Here is a 17,194-nt window from a genome sequence, read left to right on the forward strand (position 1 = left end):
AGCCGACCGATGATCCCGCCGCGGACGGTCACGCCGGCGCCCCCACCAGGTGCTTGAGCACCGAGGTGAAGAAGCCGAGGCCGTCGAGGGAGGGGCCGGTGAGCGCCTCCACCGCGTGCTCGGGATGCGGCATGATGCCGACCACGTTGCCGGCCTGGTTGGTGATCGCGGCGATGTCCCGCTGCGATCCGTTGGGGTTGCCGCCGACGTAGCGGGCGACGACCCGGCCCTCGGCCTCGAGCTCGTCAAGCGTTGCCGGGTCGGCGACGTAGCAGCCCTCGCCGTTCTTGACCGGGATCAGCACCTCCTGGCCCGGCTGGAACATGTTCGTCCAGGCGGTGCCGGTCGCCTCGATGCGCAGGATCTGGTCGCGGTTGCGGAAGTGCAGGTGCTGGTTGCGGGTAAGCGCCCCGGGCAGCAGGTGCGCCTCGCAGAGGATCTGGAAGCCGTTGCAGATGCCCAGCACGGGCAGGCCCCCACCGGCGGCGTCGATGATCTTCTCCATCACCGGGGCGAACCGGGCGATGGCACCGCAGCGCAGGTAGTCGCCGTAGGAGAAGCCACCGGGCAGGACGACCGCGTCCACCCCGTGCAGCTCCGCCTCACCGTGCCAGAGACGCACCGGTTCGGCGCCGGCGATCCGTACGGCCCGAGCCGCGTCCCCGTCGTCAAGCGAGCCGGGGAACGTCACCACACCGACCCGAGCGGTCACGACCGTGCTTCCGCGGGTTCGTCGGTCTCGACCAGACGGACCGTGAAGTCCTCGATGACCGGGTTGGCGAGCAGCTTGTCGGCGATCTCCCGGGCCCGGTCCAGGTCCGGTTCACCGGTAAAGTCGATCTCGATCCGCCTGCCGATCCGTACCGAGGCGACGTCGTTGACGCCGAGCCGGGGCAGCGCGTTTGCGACGGCCTGGCCCTGAGGATCGAGGATCTCGGGCTTGAGCATGACGTCGACGACGACGCGAGGCACTGGGCACTCCTGACTGTGTACGCAGTTGGGTGCCGACCCACAACGGGCGAGCGCAGCCAGCCTACCTGGCAGATGCCGCGCTAGACGCACCGGCCGGACGCCGCCCGGGTGCCGCACGACCGTACCCACGCAGACCGATCAGGACCGATACGGGTTCGTTGCGATCCCGATACGGCTTCGTTGCCAGCGTCCCGCCGGTTCGACCCCCGGCTGGACGAGCCCCCGGGTGGCAGAGCAGCTGAGAGCCGCCGCCGGTCGCAGGTGGCCCGGTGACGGGAAATCCAACTGTTACATCGCTTTGTTTCAATGAACCTCTTGTGAAACACCTCACCGGGCCCTACGGTACATCGTCAGACGTCGATGTATAGACGTCGCGGTGGCGGATCACCCCCGTCCGGCACCGCAGGCCGGCCCGGTGAACCCGGGTCCTGGGAACCCCGAAGGAGCCCCATGCGCATCCGATCCCTGATCGCGGTCTTCGCCACCGCCATGGCCGCGGTGATGGGCGCCAGTTCCGGCGCCGTCGCCTCACCCGTCGGTCCGTACATCATCGGCGGCGGCACCGTCTCCTCGGCGCCGTGGGCCGCCGCGGTCTTCAGCAACGGCTCGTTCACCTGCTCCGGCACGATCATCGCCCCGCAGTGGGTCCTCACCGCGCGGCACTGCCTCGGCGGCTCGATGTCGGTCCGGGTGGGCAGCGTCTACCGCTCCTCCGGCGGCGTCACCCGAACGGTAAGCGCCACCTACGGCCGGTACGACCTGGCCCTGATGCGCCTGTCCAGCTCGGTGAGCACCAGCTACGTCACGCTGGCATCCAGCAACCCGCCGGTCAACTCGACCAACTCGATCTACGGCTGGGGCATGACCTGCTACAGCGGCTGCTCGGCGTCGACCCAGCTGAAGACCGCGAGCGTCCGGGTCACCAGCACGAACGTGAGTGACGCGTACGGCGGGCAGGCGATCCGGAGCAGCCGGATCAACGGCAACGCGTGGCGGGGCGACTCGGGCGGCCCGCAGTTCTACAACGGTCAACAGGTGGGTGTGGCCTCCACCGCCGACGGCCAGAGCATCCAGAACTACGGCAGCGTCGCGTACAACCGTGCCTGGATCCGGTCCGTTTCCGGCGTCTGACGGTTAGCGCCCGTGGCGGCGCGGATGGTGGGCCGTGCGCCTGCCGTCCGCGCCGCGCGGTTTTTCAGCATCCGAGCAGGTGAACAGGGCTCACGATGTGCCGCACCCGGGCCTGCCAGCATCGGAAACGTGCTGGTCGTGACGACGGATCAACTTCCCGGCTACGAGATCCGCCAGATCCTCGGCGAGGTGGTCTCCTCCATGGCCAGAACCCGCAACCCGTACCGCGAGGGAGTGAAGAACCTGCGCGGTGGCGCGTACGACCCGATGGCGCCGGACAACCTCACCCGCTGGCGTACCGACTCGGTCGCCCGTCTCGGTGAGGAGGCCCGGCGGCTCGGCGCGAACGCCGTGGTGGGGATGCGGTTCGACAGCCGCGACTGCGGCGAGATGTGGATGGAGATCTGCGCCTACGGCACCGCCGTGATCGTGGTGCCGAAGGTCCCCGACGTCATGCCCCCCGACCAGCCCCTGGTGGCGGCGGAAACCGCCCAGGAACCAGCCTTCGCCGAGGAACCCGGCAAGATCGCCGAACCCCCCAGCGCCCCCACCCTGGGCACCGCCCCCCAAACCCCCACCCGCGACTAACCCCACCCGCTCACCCGCTCCACCGTCCGACCGCGCTGCCCGCGACACCCTGGCCGCCGATCATGAAGTTATTGCCCGCCGGCGCGGCGTGGCGCAACAACAACTTCATGATCAACGAGAGCGACTGGGGGTGGGGGTGGGTGGGACGGGGTTAGAGGATGGGGGGTGGGGAGTAGGTGGCGGCTTGGGGGTGGGATTCGACGATTTTGGTGATTCTTGCGGTGACTGCCTGGATCTGGGTGGGGGCGGCGCCTACGAAGGCGGCACGGTCGGCGACCAGGGCGTCGATCTCGGGGCGGGTGAGGGCGAGTCGGTCGTCCGCGGCCAGCCGGTCGAAGAGGTCGTTGTCGGGGGTGCCCTTCTCCCGCATGGCCAGGGCGACCGCGACGGCGTGCTCCTTGATCGCCTCGTGGGCGGCTTCCCGGCCGACGCCCCGACGGACGGCCGCCACCAGGATCTTTGTGGTGGCCAGGAACGGCAGGAACCGCTCCAGTTCCCGGTTGATCACCGCCGGGTACGCGCCGAACTCGTCCAGCACGGTGAGGAACGTCTGGAACAGCCCGTCGGCGGCGAAGAAGGCGTCCGGCAGGGCCACCCGGCGCACCACCGAGCAGGAGACGTCGCCCTCGTTCCACTGGTCACCGGCCAGCTCGCCGACCATCGACAGATAGCCCCGGATGATCACCGCGAAGCCGTTGACCCGCTCCGACGAGCGGGTGTTCATCTTGTGCGGCATCGCGCTGGAGCCGACCTGGCCGGGCTTGAAGCCCTCGGTGGCCAGTTCCTGACCGACCATCAGTCGGATCGTGGTGGCCAACGACGACGGTGCCGCCGCCACCTGCGCCAGCGCGGAGAGCACGTCGAAGTCGAGTGAACGCGGATAGACCTGCCCGACGCTGCCCAGCACCCGACTGAAGCCCAGGTGCTCGGCGACCCGCCGCTCCAACTCGGCGACCTTGGCCGCATCGCCGTCGAAGAGGTCCAACTGGTCGGCGGCGGTACCCACCGGTCCCTTGATCCCCCGCAACGGGTACCGGGCGATCAGGTCCTCCAGCCGCTCGTACGCGATCAGCAGCTCCTCGGCGGCCGACGCGAAGCGCTTGCCCAGCGTGGTCGCCTGCGCCGCCACGTTGTGCGAGCGACCGGCCATCACCACGTCGGCGTACTCGTGGGCGTGCCAGGCGAGCCGGGCCAGCGTCGCCACCACCCGATCTCGGATCAGCTCCAGCGAGCGGCGCACCTGGAGCTGCTCGACGTTCTCGGTGAGGTCCCGGGAGGTCATCCCCTTGTGCACGTGCTCGTACCCGGCGAGCGCGCTGAACTCCTCGATCCGGGCCTTCACATCGTGCCGGGTGACCCGCTCCCGTGCCGCGATCGAGGCCAGGTCGACGTCGTCAAGCACCCGCTCGTACGCCTCGACCACCCCGTCCGGCACCGGAACACCCAGATCCCGTTGCGCCCGCAGCACGGCGAGCCAGAGCCGCCGTTCCAGCCGGATCTTCTCCTCCGGCGACCAGAGGGTGACCAACTCGGGCGAGGCGTACCGGTTGGCAAGCACGTTCGGAATCATCGTCACCCCGCCATTCTCGCGACAACCCGCCGCAGCAGGCCCATCGGGTCGCGCCACGGTATTGATCATGAGGTTGGCGGCGACTTGAAGATCAATAACTGCCGCCAACCTCATGATCGACGGACCGGATTACGGCGGCTGGGCGGATTGGGTCAGCGTTCGAGGATGGCGGTGACGCCTTGGCCGCCGGCGGCGCAGATGGAGATCAGGCCGCGTCCGGTGCCCTTGGAGGCGAGCAGTTTGGCCAGGGTGGCTACGATCCGGCCGCCGGTGGCGGCGAACGGGTGACCGGCGGCCAGCGAGGAGCCGTTCACGTTTAGCTTGTCGGTGTCGATGGCACCGAGCGGGGCGTCCAGGCCGAGCCGGTCCTTGCAGAACTCCGGCGACTCCCAGGCCGCCAGGGTCGCCAGCACCTGCGAGGCGAACGCCTCGTGGATCTCGTAGTAGTCGAAGTCCTGGAGGGTGAGCCCGGCCCGGGCCAGCAGCCGGGGCACCGCGTACGCGGGCGCCATCAGCAGCCCCTCGTCGCCGTGCACGAAGTCCACCGCGCCCGTCTCCGACCAGGAGAACCAGGCCTGCACCGGCAGGTTGTGCTCGCGCGCCCACTCCTCGCTGGCCAGCAGCACGGTGGAGGCACCGTCGGTAAGCGGCGACGAGTTGCCGGCGGTCATGGTGGCCCGTTCGGCGTCCGGTCCCTTGGCCCCGAAGACCGGCCGCAGGGTGCCCAGCTTCTCCAGGGTGGTGTCGGGGCGGAGGTTCTGATCGCGGGTCAGCCCCAGGTAGGGGGTCATCAGGTCGTCGAAGAAGCCCTTGTCGTACGCGGCGGCGAGCCGCTGGTGCGACCGCAGCGCCAACTCGTCCTGCGCCTGCCGGTCGATGTTCCAGCGCAGCGCGGTCTGCGCGGCGTGCTCGCCCATGGACAGGCCGGTGCGGGGCTCGGCGTTGCGGGGGACCTCCGGCTTGAACGGCTGGGCCGGGCGCAGTTTCGCGGCGATCCGCAGCCGCTCACCGAGGGTGCGGGCCGAGTTGAGCTTGAGCAACGTGCGGCGCATGTCCTCGTTGACCGCGAGCGGAGCGTCCGAGGTGGTGTCGACACCACCGGCGATGCCGACGTCGAGCTGACCGAGGGCGATCTTGTTGGCGACCAGGATGACCGCCTCCAGGCCGGTGCCGCAGGCCTGCTGGATGTCGTACGCCGGGGTGTGCGGGTCGAGCTTCGAGCCGAGCACCACCTCGCGGGTGAGGTTGAAGTCCTTCGAGTGCTTGAGCACCGCACCGGCGACGACCTCGCCGACCCGCTGCCCGGCCAGACCGAACCGGGCGATCAGCCCGTCCAGCGCGGCGCCGAGCATGTCGGAGTTGGCGGCGCTGGCGTAGCGCGAGTTGGAGCGGGCGAAGGGGATCCGGTTGCCGCCGATGATCGCGACCCGTCGAACGTTCTGCACGATCCGCCTCCTCGAAAGTGTTGCCCGCACCTTACTCACCAGTAGGCTACGCCTATGACCGACAGGTATGCGAGCTTCGTCCACTCGGGCGCCGGGCGGGCGCTGGTCAAGCGCCTCGGGCTGCCCGATCCGCCGCGACTGCGCCGGCACGCACCCGGCGAGCCGATTCTGCCCGGGCTGGTCCTGCTCGGTGCCGCCACCGGCGGGCGGCTCACCGAACCGGTCGGCAAGGCCCTGGCCGCCGCCGGGCTCGCCCTGCGCGATCCGGCCACCGCAGTGCCCGATCCGGCAACCGGTCGTACGCCGGAGAACGCCGCCCTCGTCTTCGACGCTACCGGCATCAGCGACTCGTCCCAACTGCGCCAGCTCTACGACTTCTTCCATCCGCAGGCCCGGGCGGTCCAGCCCAGCGGGCGGGTGATCGTGCTGGGCACTCCGCCGGCCGAGTGCGACACGCCCCGCGAGGCGACCGCCCAACGGGCACTGGAGGGGTTGACCCGCAGCATCGGCAAGGAGTTCGGCCGGGGCATCACCGCACAACTGGTGTACGTCACGAGGGACGCCGACCCGGGCACCTGGACCAGCCTGGAGTCGACCCTGCGGTTCCTGCTCTCGGGCCGTTCCGCGTACGTCTCCGGGCAGGTGATCCGGGTCGGTGCCGGCCAGGCGACCGCACCGGCCGACTGGGACCGCCCGCTCGACGGGCAGGTGGTGCTGGTCACCGGCGCGGCGCGGGGCATCGGCGCGGCGTTGGCCCGGGTGCTGGCCCGCGACGGGGCGACCGTGGTGGCGCTGGACATCCCGGCCGCCGGGGACGAACTGGCGGCGGTGGCCAACGAGATCGGCGGCAGCGCCGTGCAGCTCGACCTGACCGCCGCCGATGCGCCGGCCCGGCTCGCCGAGCACCTGTCCAGTCGGCACGGGCGGGTGGACGTGGTGGTGCACAACGCCGGCATCACCCGGGACAAGACCCTCGGCCGGATGGACGCCGACCGGTGGGACCAGGTCATCGACGTCAACCTGTCCAGCCAGGAGCGGATCAACGACCTGCTGCTGGAGCGCGGGCTGATCCCGGCCGGCGGGCGGCTCATCGGTGTCTCCTCGATCGCCGGGATCGCCGGTAACCGGGGCCAGACCAACTACGCCACCAGCAAGGCCGGGGTCGTCGGGCTGGTCGACTCGCTCGCCCCGGCGCTGCGGGAGCGGCAGATCAGCGTCAACGCGGTCGCGCCCGGGTTCATCGAGACCCGGCTGACCGCCCGGATCCCGCTGGTGCTGCGGGAGGCCGGCCGCCGGATGAACAGCCTCTCGCAGGGCGGACTGCCGGTGGATGTGGCGGAGACCATCGGCTGGCTGGCCTGGCCGGCGTCCGGTGCGGTCACCGGCAACGTGGTCCGGGTCTGCGGCCAGAGCCTGCTGGGGGCGTGATGGCCAGGCGCAGACGCGGCGACGAACCGGCCGACGACCTGTCGGTCGGCGAGCTGATCGACGGTCCGACCGAGGTGCTGACGCCGGAGATCCGGGCTGCCGCACTCGCCGCACCGGCCGGCGGCGGGGACCTGGAGGCGACCCGTGACCTGTCCGGCCTCGCCCCGGCCGGCGGTGGCTCCGACGTACCGGCCGACAGGCCTGGGTCGGATCCGGCGACGTCAGCGTCTACCGACGCGCGCCGGTCCGGCATCAGCGGCGGCGCCCCGACCGGCCCCACGGCGAGCGGAGACCCGGCGGCCCGGGCGCGGGTGGAGTTGCCCCGGTTGCCGGCGGCCGGGCCGTTGTACCGGCGGGCGTTGCTGAACGCGGTGCCGGGGCTGGGCGGGCGGCGCGGTGAAACGGTGCCGACGGTGGAACTGGCGGTAGGTGGCGTGCCGGTGGATCCGGAGCGGCTGGCCGACTACGACCGGGTCTGCGGGTTCCGGCTCGCCGACCGGCTGCCCGCGACGTTTCCCCACGTCATGGGCTTTCCGCTGGCGCTGCGTATGATCACCGCGCCGGAGTTCCCCATTCCGCTTACCGGGGTGGTGCACGTCGGCAACCGGATCACGGTGCATCGACCGGTCACCGTAGCCGACCGGCTGGACTTCACCACCTGGGCGGAGAACCTGCGTCCGCGCGACCGGGGGCGGCAGGTGGACGTCGTACTCGTCGGGTCGGTCGACGGCGAGGAGGTGTGGCGCGGCGTCTCGACGTACCTCGGCCGGCAGCGCACCCCGGACGGCGGCGAGCGGCGCGACCACGGTGAGCGGCCCCCGCCGCCGGCAGCCACCGCCCGCTGGCAGGTCACGCCCCGGGTGGGTACGGACTACGCGAGGGTCTCCGGCGACCACAACCCGATCCACACCTCGCGGTGGGGCGCGCGGCTGCTCGGCTTCCCTCGGCCCATCGCACACGGCATGTGGAGCAAGGCACGGTGTCTCGCGGCGTTGGAGAGCCGGCTGCCCGAGGCGTACACGGTGGACGTGGCGTTCAAGCTGCCGGTGCCGCTGCCCAGCACGGTGGCCTTCAGCGCCACGGCGCTCGGCCCGGGCTGGGATTTCAGCCTGCACGACCGGCGTGGCCGCCCACACCTGGTGGGCACCATCCGCTGAGCGGGGGCCGGGCACTTGCCCGGCCCACTCTTTTCCGCTAAGTTCTTCTCAACCAGAGATATTCTCGAAGTGAGAGTGATCGAGCGTGAACGAGCAGGATTTCCTCGCCGCCTACGACCCGCGGGCCTATCCGGCGGTCGCGGTAACGGTCGACATCGTCGCCCTGACCATCCGCGACGACGCCCTGCACCTGCTGCTGATCCGACGCGGCGAGCAGCCGTACGCCGGCCTCTGGGCCCTTCCGGGCGGTTTCGTCCGGCCGGACGAGGACCTGGCTGTCGCCGCGCGGCGGGAGCTGGCCGAGGAGACCGGCCTCGACGGCCAGCCACTGCGCCGCGTCCACGTCGAGCAACTAGCCTCCTACGGCGCACCCGACCGCGATCCCCGGATGCGGATCGTCTCGATCGCCCATCTGGCCTTCGCCCCCGACCTGCCGGACGCGACGGCCGGCACCGACGCCGACGAGGCGGCCTGGGTGCCGGTCGCCGAGCTGGCCAACCGGCAACTCGCCTTCGACCACGGCCAGATCGTCGCCGACGGGCTGGAGCGAGCGCGCTCCAAACTGGAATACACCCCGCTGGCCACCCGCTTTCTCGCACCCGAGTTCACCATCGGGGAGCTGCGCGCCGTCTACGAGACGGTCTGGGGGCACCAGCTGCACGCCGGCAACTTCCACCGCAAGGTGCTCTCGGTGCCGGGCTTCGTGGAGAGCACCGGCGCCAGCACCGAGCGCGGCGGCACCCGAGGCGGCCCGCGTGCCCGGCTCTACCGGGCCGGAGACGCTCGGCTGCTGCACCCCGCGCTGCTGCGCCCGGCGCGTGAGGAGACGGTGCGATGAGGACCGACGAGGCGATCCGCCTGGTCACCGCCGCCCGCGACGACGACGAGCTGTTCGGCGGCGACGCGCCGGAGCGGCGCTACCGGGAACTCGTCGGTGCCCTGCACCCGGACCGGCTCGGTTGGGCCGGTCCGGGGATCCGGGCCGCCGCCACCGACGCCTTCCTCCGGGTCACCAGCCGCTGGCGGGCCCGGCGGGTCACCGTGTTGCACGGCTACCGGTGCGGGCGGCCCGCGTACTCGGGCGATCTCGCCGACCTGTACGACGTCGGTGCCGACCGGCTGCTCAAGCTGCCTCGCGACGCGGCCGACAACGATCTGATGGCCCGCGAGCAGCGTGCCCTGCGCACACTCGCCGAGCGGGGCGACCCACGCTGGCTGCCGTACGTGCCCCGACTGGTCGACAGCTTCACCCACCGCGAACCCGACACCGGGGCGGACCGCCGGATCACGGTGCTCGGCAGCGCGCCCGGCCTCCACAGTCTGGTCGAGGTACGGCGGGCCTATCCGGACGGGCTGGACGCCCGTGACGTGGCGTGGATGTGGCGACGGCTCCTGGTCGCCCTCGGCCTGGCGCACCGGGCGGGCCTGGTGCACGGTGCGGTGCTGCCGTCGCACGTGCTCATCGACCCCGACGCGCACGGCCTGGTGCTTGTCGACTGGTGCTTCTCCACCGAGCCCGGCGGCACCGTGCCGGCAATGGTGCCCGACCACCACACCTGGTACCCGCCGGAGGTTCCCAACCGTCAGCCGTGCGGGCCGGGCACCGACATCTTCATGGCCACCCGCTGCATGACCTGGCTGCTGGACCGCCGGGCCCCGCGCCAGCTGCTCGACTTCGCCCAGGGCTGCCGGCAGCGGTTCCTGCGCAGCCGCCCCGACGACGCCTGGCTGCTGCTGCGGGAACTGGACGAGGTGCTGCACCGCCTCTACGGGCCGCGCACCTTCCGCCCCTTCACCCTCAACCCCTAAGGAGGCTGCCATGGGCAGCGGAGCATGGTCCACCGATGTTTACGACGCCGCCGACCGCTACCGCCGGGCCACCGGCACCAGCGCCTTCTCCTACAGCGACAGCGGGGCCCGGGTGGTGCACCCGGCGCTGGACCCGCGTGGCGCGGTACGGGAGAGCCGGGACAGCGCGGAGCACCCCCAGTCGACCCCCGTCGCGGTCCTGTTCGACGTGACCGGCTCGATGGGGCATGTGCCCCGCGTTCTCCAGGCCAAACTGCCGCAGTTGCTGGGGCTGCTGCTGCGCCAGGGCTACGCCCGCGACCCACAGGTCATGTTCGGTGCGATCGGGGACGCCACCTGTGACCGGGTGCCGTTGCAGGTGGGGCAGTTCGAGTCCGACAACCGGATGGACGACGACCTCGGCCGGATCGTGCTGGAGGGCGGCGGTGGCGGCCAGATGCGGGAGTCGTACGAGCTGGCGCTGTACTTCATGGCCCGGCGCACGGTCACCGACAGCTGGGAGAAGCGTGGCCGGCGCGGCTACCTGTTCGTCATCGGCGACGAGTTGGCGTACCCGCAGGTGAAGGCCGCCGAGGTGAGCCGGCTGATCGAGGACGACCCGCGCGAGGACGTGCCGTTGCGGCAGATCGTCGACGAGGTCACCCGCCGCTGGGACACCTACTACCTGCTGCCCGCCGGCAGCCACTACTCGGGCAACCGCCGGGTGCTCGACTTCTGGCGCGACCTGCTCGGCCAGCACGCCCTGGAACTGGACGATCTCGCTGCGGTCTGCGAGACCATCGCGCTCACCGTCGGCCTCGGCGAGCAGGCGATCGACCTTGACCAGGGTCTGCGGGACCTGGACCGCGCCGGCTCGTCGGCCACCGGCACCGTGTCGAAGGCGCTCGCCCGGCTGGACGGGGAATCACGAGCCGAGGTGTCGGAGCTGCCGGCCGGCCGTACCACCGGTCGCGGAGTGGTCCGGCTGTGACCCGGCCGGCGGCGGGTGCGGTTCCGGGCGACGCGGTCACCGGCGGGACGGCGGCTGCGATGGCGGCGGCCCGACGGCCGGGCGGTACGGCGGCGGCCGTGCCGGACGGGTGGTCGACCGGCGGGCCGGCGGCGAGGGGGCCGCGCGGCCAGCACGTGATCGTGGTCGACCTCGGGTACGGCGACGCAGGGAAGGGCACCGTCGTGGACTGGCTCTGCGCGACCCGGCCGGTGCGGACAGTGGTGCGGTTCAACGGGGGTGCGCAGGCGGCACACAACGTCGTCCTGCGCGACGGCCGGCACCACACGTTCGCCCAGTTCGGGGCCGGCACCTTCCGCCCGGGGGTGCGCACCCACCTGTCCCGCCACGTGGTGGTGGACCCGCTGGCGTTGGCCGCCGAGGCCGACCACCTCGCCGCCGTCGGGGTACCCGACGCGCTCGACCGGCTGACCGTGGACGGGGAGGCGCTGCTGGCCACCCCGTACCACCGGGCCGCGAATCGGGCCCGGGAGCTGGCCCGTGGAGCCGACCGGCACGGTTCCTGCGGGCTGGGGGTGGGCGAGGCCGTCGCGTACGGTCTCGCCCACCCCGACCAGGCGCCCCGGGTGGCGGACTGCCGCAGCCCGGAGCTGCTGCGCCGCCGGCTGACCGCGCTACGGGACCGGCTCAGCGCGGAACTCGGCCCGCTGGACGCCCCGCCGGTAACCGACTGTCTGCCGGCGTACCGGGCCTTCGCCGAGCGGGTGGCGATCGTGGACCGGGGCTGGCTCGCCGGGGAGTTGCGTGCCGGGACCTGCGTGTTCGAGGGTGCACAGGGAGTGCTGCTGGACGAGTGGCACGGCTTCCACCCGTACACGACCTGGAGCACCACGACCACCGCGAACGCCGAGGCGCTGCTGGCCGAGGCCGGGCTGGCCGGATCGGCGACCCGGCTCGGCGTGCTGCGGACGGTCACCACCAGACACGGGCCGGGACCGCTGGTCACCGAGGAACCGGCGCTCGGGCTGACCGAACCGCACAACCCGACGAACCCGTGGCAGGGCCGCTTCCGGTTCGGCCACTTCGACGCCGTCGCCCACGCGTACGCCCTGGCGGTCACCGGTGGGGTCGACGGCCTGGCGCTGACCCACCTGGATCTCGTGGGGCAGGGTCTCGACCTGCGGATCTGCGACCGCTACGCCGACCTGGACGGGCTGGTGCCGGGTCCACCCGGAGACCTCGACCGACAGGCAACGCTCACCGCCCGTCTGCTGCGGACCAGACCGGTGTACGACGCCCCTCCGCCAGCCGACTGGCCCACCGCGGTGGAGCAGGCGCTTGGCGTACCCGTCGTGCTCACCTCCCACGGACCCACGGCGGAGGACAAGCGGATGCGGACGGCCCAGCTCGACACCGTCCGTACGGACGGCGGTACGGCCACCCGGGTGCCGGTGGCAACGGGTGGAAGGCCCCATTAGCGGTGATCCGTCCGTCCCGCCCCGATGCGTCCGCCCGGCGGCGAGCATGTACCCATGGAGGCCGCGCTCGACCTGCTCCGGCACACACTCACCTCGCCGTGGGTGTATCTGCTGCTGTTCGGTCTCACCGCGATCGACGCGATCTTCCCGCTGGTGCCGGCCGAGGCGGCGGTCATCACGGTCACCGTGCTCGCCACCGGCGGCGAGCCGAATCTGGTGGTGGTGATCGTGGCGACCATGCTCGGTGCCGTGCTCGGCGACCATGTCAGCTACGCGATCGGGCGTGGCGGCGGCTCAGGTCGTCTGGATCGTTCGCCGCAGGACAGTCGACGCCGAGCCGGATCACAGTGGGCACGACGCGCGGTGTGCCGGCACGGCGGCGTCATCCTGACCTCCGCCCGGTACCTGCCCGGCGGGCGGACGGCGGTCACCCTGACCATGGGCGCGGTGCGCTACCCGCTGCGCCCGTTCCTGCTCTACGACCTGGTCGGCGCTGGCACGTGGGCGCTCTACTGCGTGCTGCTCGGCCTCTTCGGCGGGCTGGCCTTCGAACGTGAGCCGGTCTACGGGATCCTGGCCGGGATCGGCCTGTCGATCGCGGTCACCCTGCTGGTGCAGCTGGCACGCGGGCTGCGCCGCCGCGGCCATCGCCGGGCCGCCCGACGCTGAGAGTCCGGTCGGGGTCACCCGGGCGGGCGCCAGGTCACGCCGCGCAGCAGTTGTCCTGCGCCGAGCCAGGCGACGTTCATCATTTGGGTGGCGGTCTTTTCCGGGTCGGCCTCCGGATGGTCGGCCAGCCAGTCGGCCAGTGACTCGCTCGCGCCGACCAGCGCGTACGCGACGACCTCCAACTCGGTGTCGGCCACCTCCCGCCCCCCGGCGCGCAGCGCGTGGTCGAGCATCCCGGCGACCACCTCCACCAGCCGTGCCCGCATCACGGTCAACTCACGCGCGAACGGATGCTCGGCGCGGGCCTGCCGGTAGAGCACCGCCCAACCGTCCCGGTGCGCGCCGACGAAGCCGAAGAACGCCCGCAACCCGCGCCAGAGTCGCTCGTCGGCGGGCAGGTCGGGGGCGGCGGCACCGGCGATGGCCTCCATCATCCGGGTGCCCTCGCGGTGCAGGCACGCGACGAAGAGTTCCTCCTTGGTGCCCAGGTACGCGTACACCATGGGCTTGGAGATGCCCGCCACCTCGGCGATCTCGTCCATGCTGGCGCCGTGGTAGCCGCGCCGCGAGAAGATCCGCACCGCGGAGTCGAGCATCTGCTGCTGCCGTACGGCGCGCGGGAGGCGCTTGAAGGCGGGGCCGGTGGACACCTTGCGAGCATACCTACCCGTGCGTAAGGTTACGCACGAGTAGCCACTGTCCGAGAGGTGCCTTCCCATGACTGACTTCGACCCGGCCAACTTCGCAAACGTCGGCCCGAAGGAGTTCGCCCAGCTCGTCAAGAACACCCCGGAGAGCAAGCTGGCCGAGGTGATGTCGGGCGACCTGCGCGGCAAGATCCTTGGCGAGGTCTTCGGACGGATGCCGCAGCTGTTCCGCGCCGACCGGGCCGGCTCCACCAACGCGGTCATCCACTGGAACATCACCGGCGCCCCGGACGGCGGCACCGACACCTACGAGGTGGTCATCGCCGACGGCACCTGCACGGTAAACGAGACCCCGCAGCACGACCCCCGACTGAGCCTGACCCTGGGCCCGGTCGAGTTCCTGAAGGTCGTCTCCGGCGGCGCCAACCCGGTCATGATGTTCATGACCGGCAAGCTCAAGGCCAAGGGCGACCTGGGCCTGGCCGCCAACATCGCGAACCTCTTCGACATCCCCAAGGCCTGACATGGTCGAGTTCTCGCTCGACCTGAACGAGGAACAGCGGGATCTACGGGACTGGGTGCACGGCTTCGCCCGCGACGTCGTGCGCCCAGCCGCGGCCGAATGGGACACCCGCGAGGAAACTCCCTGGCCGGTCATCCGGGAAGCGGCGAAGGTCGGGCTCTACGGCTTCGAGTTCCTCGCCACCTGCTGGGCCGACCCCACCGGGCTGTCGCTGCCGATCGCCAGTGAGGAACTGTTCTGGGGCGACGCCGGCATCGGGCTGAGCATCTTCGGCACCTCGCTCGCGGTCGCCGCCATCTACGGCGCGGGCACCCCGGACCAGCTCGTCGAATGGGTGCCGCAGTGCTTCGGTGACGTCGACTCCCCGGCCGTCGCCGCCTTCTGCTCCTCGGAGCCGGAGGCCGGTTCCGACGTCGCCGCCATGCGTACCCGGGCCAGCTATGACGAAGCCACCGACGAGTGGGTGCTGCGCGGACAGAAGGCGTACGCCACAAACGGTGGGATCGCCGGCGTGCACGTGGTGACCGCCTCGGTCGAGCCGGAACTGGGCTCGCGGGGACAGGCCGCGTTCGTCGTGCCGCCCGGCACCGCCGGGCTGAGCGCCACCCGCAAGCTGCGCAAACTCGGCCTGCGCGCCTCGCACACCGCCGACGTCTTCCTGGACGACGTGCGGGTACCGGGCCGGTGCCTGCTCGGCGGCAAGGAAGCGCTCGACGAACGCCTGGCCCGCGCCCGCTCCGGGCAACGCGCCTCCGGCCAGGCCGCGATGCGTACGTTCGAGTTGTCCCGACCCACCGTCGGCGCGCAGGCGCTCGGCGTGGCCCGGGCCGCCTACGAGTACGCCCTGGACTACGCGAAGGAGCGGGTCCAGTTCGGTCGGCCGATCATCACCAACCAGGCGGTCGCGTTCACGCTTGCCGACATGCGGATGGAGATCGACGCCGCCCGGCTGCTGGTCTGGCGGGCCTCCTGGATGGGCCGCAACAACCGGCCGTTCACCGCCGGTGAGGGCTCGATGTCCAAGCTCAAGGCCGGCGAGGTGGCCGTCTCGGTGACCGAGAAGGCGGTCCAGCTGCTCGGTGGCGCCGGCTTCCTGCGGGACCACCCGGTCGAGCGCTGGTACCGCGACGCCAAGATCTACACCATCTTCGAGGGCACCTCGGAGATCCAGCGACTGGTCATCTCCCGGGCGATCTCCGGGATGCAGATCCGCTGACCGCCAGGAGGTACGCGGGCATGGACCTGCCGTTCATCGTCACCACGCTGACTCGGCGGGGCCTGCTCGCCCCGGGCCGCCCGATCCGCGTCGCATCCCAGCTCAGCGCGCTGCGGAAATGGGGCTGGAGCCTCGCCGGTGAACTGCGCCAGGCGGCGGCCCGGGACCCGGGCCGGGTCGCGGTCATCGACGAGCAGGGCAACGAACTGACGTACGCCGAACTGCTCGACCGGTCCATGCGGCTCGCCCGCGCGCTGCGCGCCGCACTCGGCGTCCAGGCCGGCGACCGGGTCGCCGTGCTCTGCCGCAACCACCCCGGCCTGATCGAGACCGTCGTCGCCGCCACGCTGCTAGGCGCCGACGCCGTGCTTGTCAACACCGGGCTCTCCCCGGCGCAGTTGGCCACCGTGGCGGAGGAACAGCGGCTACGCGTCCTGGTGCACGACGACGAGTTCACCGAGCGGACCCTCGGGCTGCCGGCGGAGCTGCACCGCCTCGACGAGCAGGCCCGGGCGGAGTTGATCGCCACCGCCCTCCCCGGCGAGCTCCACCCGCCCGAGCGGGACGGCCGGATCATCGTGCTCACCTCCGGCACCACGGGCGTGCCCAAGGGCGCCCGTCGGCCCACCCCGAACGGCTTCGGCCCGCTGGTGTCCATCATCGACCGGATCCCGCTGCACGTCCGGGACCGGGTGCTGATCGCCGCCCCGATCTTCCACACCTGGGGGTACGCAGCCCTACAGGTCTGTTTCGCCCTGCGGGCCACCATCGTGCTGCACCGGCGCTTCGACCCGTCCGCCACCCTGGACGACCTGGTGCGGCATCGGTGTCAGGCACTGTTCGCGGTGCCGGTGATGCTGCAACGGCTGATGGAGCTGCCCGCGCCGGAGCACCTACCACCGCTGAAGGTGGTCGCCGTGAGCGGCTCGGCGCTGCCCGGCGGGCTGCCGGCGGCGTTCATGGACACCTACGGCGACGTGCTCTACAACCTGTACGGCTCGACCGAGGCGTCCTGGGCCTCCATCGCCACCCCCGCCGACCTGCGCCGGGCACCCACCACCGCGGGCAGGCCGCCGCACGGGACCCGGCTGGAAATCGTCGACGACGACGGCCAGCCGGTGCCCGGTGGCCGGGTCGGGCGGATCCTGGTCGGCAACGAGATGCTCTTCGAGGGCTACACCTCCGGCCCCGACCGGGATCGGCGCGACGGCCTGCTCGACACCGGCGACCTCGGCCGGGTCAACGCCGACGGACTGCTCTTCGTGGACGGCCGCGCCGACGACATGATCGTCTCCGGTGGCGAGAACGTCTTCCCCGCCGAGGTGGAACAGCTGCTCGCCCAACTTCCCCAGGTACGCGAGGCCGCCGTCATCGGCGTACCCGACCCCGACTACGGCCAGCGGCTCGCCGCCTTCCTCGCCCTGCACCCCGGCGAGACCCTCGACACCGAGGCGGTCCGCGAGTACGTCCGGCACTACCTGGCCCGTTTCTCGGTCCCCCGCGACGTCGTCTTCGTCAAGTACCTGCCTCGCAACGCCACCGGCAAGGTGCTCACCCGCGAACTACGCCGCTACTACGGCTGACCTCGACGGGAGACTTGCCCCTACGGGAG

The 17,194-nt window shown here is 71.7% G+C and carries 17 protein-coding genes; 12 read left to right on the forward strand and 5 right to left on the reverse strand.

All coding sequences use genetic code 11. The annotated features are described in order from the left end of the window. Nucleotides 1-28 precede the first annotated feature (28 nt). Together purQ and purS are read right to left on the reverse strand one after the other, a co-directional pair. The gene (gene purQ / locus ACFY2A_RS01630; protein ID WP_363921341.1) at nt 29-712 is read right to left on the reverse strand and encodes a phosphoribosylformylglycinamidine synthase subunit PurQ; all 684 of its coding nucleotides are present in this window, start codon (nt 710-712) and stop codon (nt 29-31) included. Next, nucleotides 709-972, reverse strand: a complete 264-nt coding sequence (gene purS, locus ACFY2A_RS01635) for a phosphoribosylformylglycinamidine synthase subunit PurS (protein ID WP_210939093.1) — start codon at nt 970-972, stop codon at nt 709-711. The genes purQ and purS overlap by 4 nt, the downstream gene beginning before the upstream one ends. A gap of 450 nt (nt 973-1,422) precedes the next feature. Here purS and ACFY2A_RS01640 point away from each other — a divergent pair, with 450 nt between their 5' ends. Together ACFY2A_RS01640 and ACFY2A_RS01645 are read left to right on the forward strand one after the other, a co-directional pair. Next, entirely contained in the window at nt 1,423-2,103 is a 681-nt protein-coding gene (locus tag ACFY2A_RS01640; RefSeq protein ID WP_363921337.1) for a trypsin-like serine protease, read from the forward strand. A 24-nt stretch (nt 2,104-2,127) separates the two neighbouring features. After that, entirely contained in the window at nt 2,128-2,691 is a 564-nt protein-coding gene (locus ACFY2A_RS01645; protein ID WP_387167508.1) for a YbjQ family protein, read from the forward strand. 151 nt (nt 2,692-2,842) lie between these two features. Here the strand turns inward: ACFY2A_RS01645 and purB are convergent, their stop codons facing one another. Beyond that, nucleotides 2,843-4,267, reverse strand: a complete 1,425-nt coding sequence (gene purB, locus ACFY2A_RS01650; protein WP_363921335.1) for an adenylosuccinate lyase — start codon at nt 4,265-4,267, stop codon at nt 2,843-2,845. Nucleotides 4,268-4,413: 146 nt separating this feature from the next. Further along, the gene (locus ACFY2A_RS01655) at nt 4,414-5,706 is read right to left on the reverse strand and encodes an acetyl-CoA C-acetyltransferase (protein WP_387167058.1); all 1,293 of its coding nucleotides are present in this window, start codon (nt 5,704-5,706) and stop codon (nt 4,414-4,416) included. Nucleotides 5,707-5,760: 54 nt separating this feature from the next. On the opposite strand from ACFY2A_RS01655, the gene ACFY2A_RS01660 reads away from it, so the two are divergent. The 7 genes from ACFY2A_RS01660 to ACFY2A_RS01690 all read left to right on the forward strand — a co-directional run bounded on the left by ACFY2A_RS01660 (nt 5,761) and on the right by ACFY2A_RS01690 (nt 13,196). Next, nucleotides 5,761-7,134 carry a 3-oxoacyl-ACP reductase gene (locus tag ACFY2A_RS01660; RefSeq protein ID WP_387167061.1) on the forward strand — a complete coding sequence of 458 codons (1,374 nt, stop codon included), beginning with the start codon at nt 5,761-5,763 and terminating at the stop codon, nt 7,132-7,134. Further along, nucleotides 7,134-8,291 carry a MaoC/PaaZ C-terminal domain-containing protein gene (locus ACFY2A_RS01665; RefSeq protein WP_387167064.1) on the forward strand — a complete coding sequence of 386 codons (1,158 nt, stop codon included), beginning with the start codon at nt 7,134-7,136 and terminating at the stop codon, nt 8,289-8,291. Before ACFY2A_RS01660 ends, ACFY2A_RS01665 begins: the two co-directional genes overlap by 1 nt. 85 nt (nt 8,292-8,376) lie before the next feature. After that, nucleotides 8,377-9,129: an NUDIX domain-containing protein gene (locus tag ACFY2A_RS01670; protein ID WP_363921329.1), complete on the forward strand. Its 753-nt coding sequence runs from the start codon at nt 8,377-8,379 to the stop codon at nt 9,127-9,129. Next, nucleotides 9,126-10,100, forward strand: a complete 975-nt coding sequence (locus ACFY2A_RS01675) for a serine/threonine protein kinase (protein WP_387167067.1) — start codon at nt 9,126-9,128, stop codon at nt 10,098-10,100. The genes ACFY2A_RS01670 and ACFY2A_RS01675 overlap by 4 nt, the downstream gene beginning before the upstream one ends. A 10-nt stretch (nt 10,101-10,110) precedes the next feature. Continuing rightward, nucleotides 10,111-11,070 (forward strand): hypothetical protein, encoded by a 960-nt coding sequence (locus ACFY2A_RS01680; protein ID WP_363921325.1) that lies wholly within the window; start codon nt 10,111-10,113, stop codon nt 11,068-11,070. A gap of 158 nt (nt 11,071-11,228) precedes the next feature. Continuing rightward, nucleotides 11,229-12,527, forward strand: a complete 1,299-nt coding sequence (locus tag ACFY2A_RS01685) for an adenylosuccinate synthetase (protein ID WP_387167511.1) — start codon at nt 11,229-11,231, stop codon at nt 12,525-12,527. 54 nt (nt 12,528-12,581) lie between these two features. Continuing rightward, the gene (locus ACFY2A_RS01690) at nt 12,582-13,196 is read left to right on the forward strand and encodes a DedA family protein (protein ID WP_387167070.1); all 615 of its coding nucleotides are present in this window, start codon (nt 12,582-12,584) and stop codon (nt 13,194-13,196) included. Nucleotides 13,197-13,210: 14 nt separating this feature from the next. Here the strand turns inward: ACFY2A_RS01690 and ACFY2A_RS01695 are convergent, their stop codons facing one another. Beyond that, nucleotides 13,211-13,846: a TetR/AcrR family transcriptional regulator gene (locus ACFY2A_RS01695; RefSeq protein ID WP_387167073.1), complete on the reverse strand. Its 636-nt coding sequence runs from the start codon at nt 13,844-13,846 to the stop codon at nt 13,211-13,213. 67 nt (nt 13,847-13,913) lie between these two features. Here ACFY2A_RS01695 and ACFY2A_RS01700 point away from each other — a divergent pair, with 67 nt between their 5' ends. The 3 genes from ACFY2A_RS01700 to ACFY2A_RS01710 are packed head-to-tail and all read left to right on the forward strand — an operon-like array spanning nt 13,914 to nt 17,165. Beyond that, a complete protein-coding gene (locus ACFY2A_RS01700) occupies nt 13,914-14,366 on the forward strand; it encodes an SCP2 sterol-binding domain-containing protein (protein ID WP_387167076.1) in 453 nt (150 codons plus the stop codon). 1 nt (nt 14,367) lies between these two features. Next, nucleotides 14,368-15,582, forward strand: a complete 1,215-nt coding sequence (locus ACFY2A_RS01705; protein WP_363921314.1) for an acyl-CoA dehydrogenase family protein — start codon at nt 14,368-14,370, stop codon at nt 15,580-15,582. Between the two features lie 20 nt (nt 15,583-15,602). Continuing rightward, nucleotides 15,603-17,165 carry an AMP-binding protein gene (locus tag ACFY2A_RS01710; protein ID WP_387167079.1) on the forward strand — a complete coding sequence of 521 codons (1,563 nt, stop codon included), beginning with the start codon at nt 15,603-15,605 and terminating at the stop codon, nt 17,163-17,165. Nucleotides 17,166-17,194 lie beyond the last annotated feature (29 nt).

This window comes from Micromonospora sp. NPDC000442 (genome assembly GCF_042898635.1).
Lineage (GTDB): Bacteria > Actinomycetota > Actinomycetes > Mycobacteriales > Micromonosporaceae > Micromonospora.